The sequence below is a fragment of the Actinosynnema sp. NPDC059797 genome (assembly GCF_042732085.1).
Lineage (GTDB): Bacteria > Actinomycetota > Actinomycetes > Mycobacteriales > Pseudonocardiaceae > Actinosynnema.
The window spans coordinates 1-3813 of the sequence record NZ_JBHWIE010000532.1 but is presented as its reverse complement, the minus strand read 5'-3'; the positions used below and the strand labels follow the sequence as shown (position 1 = coordinate 3813).

General features: G+C 74.6%; 2 protein-coding genes. Both read right to left on the bottom strand.

Going from position 1 to position 3813, the window contains the following annotated elements:
- Positions 1–80 precede the first annotated feature (80 nt).
- A complete protein-coding gene (locus ACFV4N_RS41130) occupies positions 81–1982 on the bottom strand; it encodes a B12-binding domain-containing radical SAM protein (RefSeq protein WP_499678111.1) in 1902 nt (633 codons plus the stop codon).
- The gene (locus ACFV4N_RS41125; RefSeq protein ID WP_499678110.1) at positions 1979–3415 is read right to left on the bottom strand and encodes an ABC transporter substrate-binding protein; all 1437 of its coding nucleotides are present in this window, start codon (positions 3413–3415) and stop codon (positions 1979–1981) included. Before ACFV4N_RS41125 ends, ACFV4N_RS41130 begins: the two co-directional genes overlap by 4 nt.
- Positions 3416–3813 lie beyond the last annotated feature (398 nt).

Here is a 3813-nt window from a genome sequence, read left to right as displayed (position 1 = left end):
ACTCCGCGCCGCGGACGAACCGGAACCCGTCCGCGCACGGGACCACCGACACCACGTCGAGCAGCCGCACGACGCCACCCTCACCGGGCACGGCCACCTCCCGGCGCGGCGGCGACCAGGACCCGCGCGGCGGCGAGCTTGGCCAGCACCTTCTCGGCGTTCGCGGCGCCCAGCCGGGACGCGATCTCCCCGGCGGCGAAGGGCTCGCCCGACCGGTGCGGCGTCAGCGCCTCGGCGACCCGGCCCGGCAGCGACACCCGCTCGCGCGTGCCGATGTGGGTGCACACGAGCGTCCCGCCGGTCTCGAACAGGTCGAGGTCCTCCACCGGGAGCCGGACCACGGCGTCGAGGCCGAGCGCGGGGCCCTCGTCGCCGACGAGCGCGCGGGCGTTGACCCGGTTCGCGAACGCGCGGTACCGGCCGTGCACGTCGGCGCGCTGCTCCGCGGTCATCGCGGGGTCCTGGTTGTGCAGGTGGTTGAGCGAGTACTGCGACTGGCCCCTGGCGCCGTCGAAGTCCACGGTCAGCAGCCCGAACGCGCCCGGGTCGCGGCCGACGTTGGAGGAGCGGGTCGCCTCGAACGGGAACACCGAGACCGACTCGAAGCAGTCGGTCAGCCGCTCCACGTCCGCCAGCGCGGACAACGACTCCTCGTAGGTGGTGGTGGGCAGGTCGGGGATCAGGTTGATCCGCAGCTTCATGCCGGTGTCCCGGGCGTCGCGCAGGAACCGGAAGTTCTCCTCCCGGTCGGCGCTCTTGTGCACCAGCTTCAGCACCCTGGTGACCATCGTCTCCAGCCCGATCACCAGGAACTCGCAGCCGGACCTGGCCATCAGGGACAGCAGCTCGCGGTCGAAGCGGCGGTCGACCATGGCGAAGGAGTTCCAGGTGATGCCCAGGTCCGAGGCGACCAGGCGCTCGCTCAGCCTGCGGGCGAACGCGGGCGGGATCGACTCGGTGACGAAGTTGAACCGGCGCACGCCGTACTCCGACACCATGCGCTCGACCTCCTCCGCGAAGCGGTCCGGGTGCCGGCCCCGGTAGGGCGCGCTCCCGCCGTACAGCTCCACGAAGTCGCAGTAGTCGCACTTGCCCCAGTAGCAGCCCCGGGCCTGGGTGACGCTCAGCGACGGCGACACGAGCCGGTCCAGCGCCTCCTTCGGGTACGCGGGGAACGGCAGGGCGTTGAGGTTCGGGCCGGGCGCGGGCGGCTGGTGGTGGCACGCGCCGTCCCGCACGACGGAGGCGCCGGGCACCTCGGCGGGCTCCCACCGGTCCTGGAGGACCTGCTCCGCCAGCGCGAGCAGCGGGGCCTCGCCGTCGAAGCGCACCGCGCAGTCCACGTCCGGGTTCGCTGCGAGCAGCAGCGCGAGGTCGTCGTCCCCCATCAGGCTGATCGCGGCGCCGCCGAGCACCACGCGCGCGGCCGGGGCGAACGCCTTCAGGTAGCCGGCCAGCGCCAGGGACGGCACGAGCTGCGGCCCCATCGCCACGGTCACGCCGAACAGCCTCGTGCCGGGGTGGACGCGCTCGCCGAACCCGGCGAAGTCGAACGCGCGCCGGTACACCTCCCGCAGCGGGTCGTCCACCTGGCCGCCCGCCAGCGCCTCCGGGCCGGGGTCCACCGAGAACGGCTGGGCGAGGATCTCCATGACGTAGCCGTAGGGGCTGTCCGCGCCGAAGTGGTGCCTGCCCTCTCCGTCGATCAGCTTCTCCCGGTTGCGCGCCGCCCACCGGGCCACGGCGGCGGCCATGGAGTCGGGTCCGACCGCGGCCAGCTCGCCGCGACCGACGGACTCCAGCACGTCGCGGGTCAGCAGGAACTCGGCGAACCGCTCGTTGAGGTCGACCTGGGCGCAGGCGATCCCGGCCTCGGCGAGGTAGGCCGCGAGCACCGCGGGCGCGGGGTACAGGCTGCCGAAGTTGGACTCCACGAGCGGCGGGAACACCAGGCAGACCGGTGGCGGGAGGGAGGCGCTCATGCGTGCGGTTCCTTTCCGGCGAGGGCGGGGGCCGGGCGGACGACCAGGTCGTCGAAGGGCACGATCCCCGCCGAGGACACGGCGTACCGGCCGACGCCGCGCTGGACGCTGTGGGAGCGGACCCGCGCCAGGGGCACCCTGGGCATGAGGTCGAGCCACCGGTCGTCGGCGTGCCGCCACGCGCGGCGGGCGGCCACCGGGTCCGGCTCCGCGCACGCCAGGTCGACGCGGCGGTCCAGCTCGGGGTCCGCGACGCCCGCCCGCCGGGCCTGCGCGCCGCCGCCGCGCCAGGGCAGCAGCACCGACGCCGGGTGCGGGAAGTCGGCGGTCGTCAACGTGTAGAGCAGCGCGAAGTCCTCGCGCACCACGGCGCGGACGTACTCCTCGTAGCTCAGGCACCGCGGCTCCGCCCGGACGCCGAGCAGTTCCCCGAGCTGGTCGCACAGCTCGGCGACGACCTCGCCGTTGGGGGTGAAGTCCGAGTGGCCGATCGTCACCCGGGTGCCCAGGGCCGCGCGCAGGGCGCGCACCTGGTCCGGTGTCGGCGGCACGGGTCCGGGCACCGGGTCCGCCGGGCCGTCCGGCCACGCGCCGGAGTGCCCGAGCGCGGGGCTGAGCAGGCCGCCGACGGCGCGGGCCAGCCGGTGCCGGTCGAGCGCGAACCCGAGCGCGGCGCGCGCGTCGGCGTCCTCCCGCAGGGCGGGCGCCCGCCTGCCGAACTCCAGGCAGGCGAGGATCGAGACGTCGCGGGCGTGGAACCCCTCGTGACCCCGGTAGCGGGCGACGTCCTCCGCCCGGAAGCTGGTCGTCGGGGACAGGTCCAGCTCGCCGCGGTCGAAGGCGCCCAGCGCGGCGGCGATGTCGTCGAAGCAGCGGAACTCGATCGCGTGCACGGCGTCGTCGCGGTCGGCCGCGTGCGGCTGCCGGTGCAGGGTGAGCGTGCGGTCCGTGCGCCCGACCAGCCGGAAGTCGCCCAGGCTGACGTCGCCGAGCCGCGTGCCCGGCGTCCGCGACGGCGCGAGCTGGGGCAGGGTGAGCAGGGCGGGCGCGAACCCGACCGGGCGGGCGAAGCAGATCTCCACGACCTCGTCGTCCACCGCGACCGCGGCGCGCCGCCGGTCGAGCAGCGCGTTCAGGCCGGCCCGGGGGTGCGGCGCGGCGCGCTCGACGGAGCGGACGACGTCCTCGGCGGACAGGTGGGCGCCGTCGCTCCACCGCAGCGACCGGTCCAGTCGCACCCGCCAGCGCCTGCCGTCGTCGAGGCACTCGGCCGACACCGCCGCGCACGGCCCGACCGCGCCGGTCGCGGCGTCCTCCACCAGCAGCGTCCGCACGGTGGCGCTCGCCACGAGGCGCGCGTCGTAGTCGCTGGGCCAGTGGCTGTCGTCGTTGAGCGGCATCGAGTCGAGGCCCGCGGCGATGCTGGTGTTCACAGGTCACCCCCGGTGTGGAATCGTTGGTGAGCCCGGGGTGGCGTGGTGCAAGCACGCCACCCCGGGCCCTCATCAGCAGCGGTGCGCCATGGCGAGGTAGTCGCTCAGCGTCTCGCGGTCGAACTCCAGCTCGTCCGCCTCGACCTCGACCTCGGTCGCGACCAGGGTGGTCTCCTCCATCTCATTCCCTCCCTTCGGGTTCCGTCGGACAGGCTCGGAGCCCATCCCGCACGCGGTCACGCGGCGCGGTGCTCCCCGATGCTGACCGTGTAGCGACCACGGCCCTCACCGGCGAACGGCTCCACCCAGTGGTGGCAGCTCTCCTCGATCGGGATCAGCGAGAACGAGTTGAAGAGGGGGTCCACGGCGAACTCCCGCCCCTCTTCGTTGCGGAAGCC

What these genes read in the sequence shown, in the direction of transcription:
- ACFV4N_RS41130 (WP_499678111.1), bottom strand. Translation starts at nt 1,982, where the DNA reads ATGAGCGCCTCCCTCCCGCCACCGGTCTGCCTGGTGTTCCCGCCGCTC.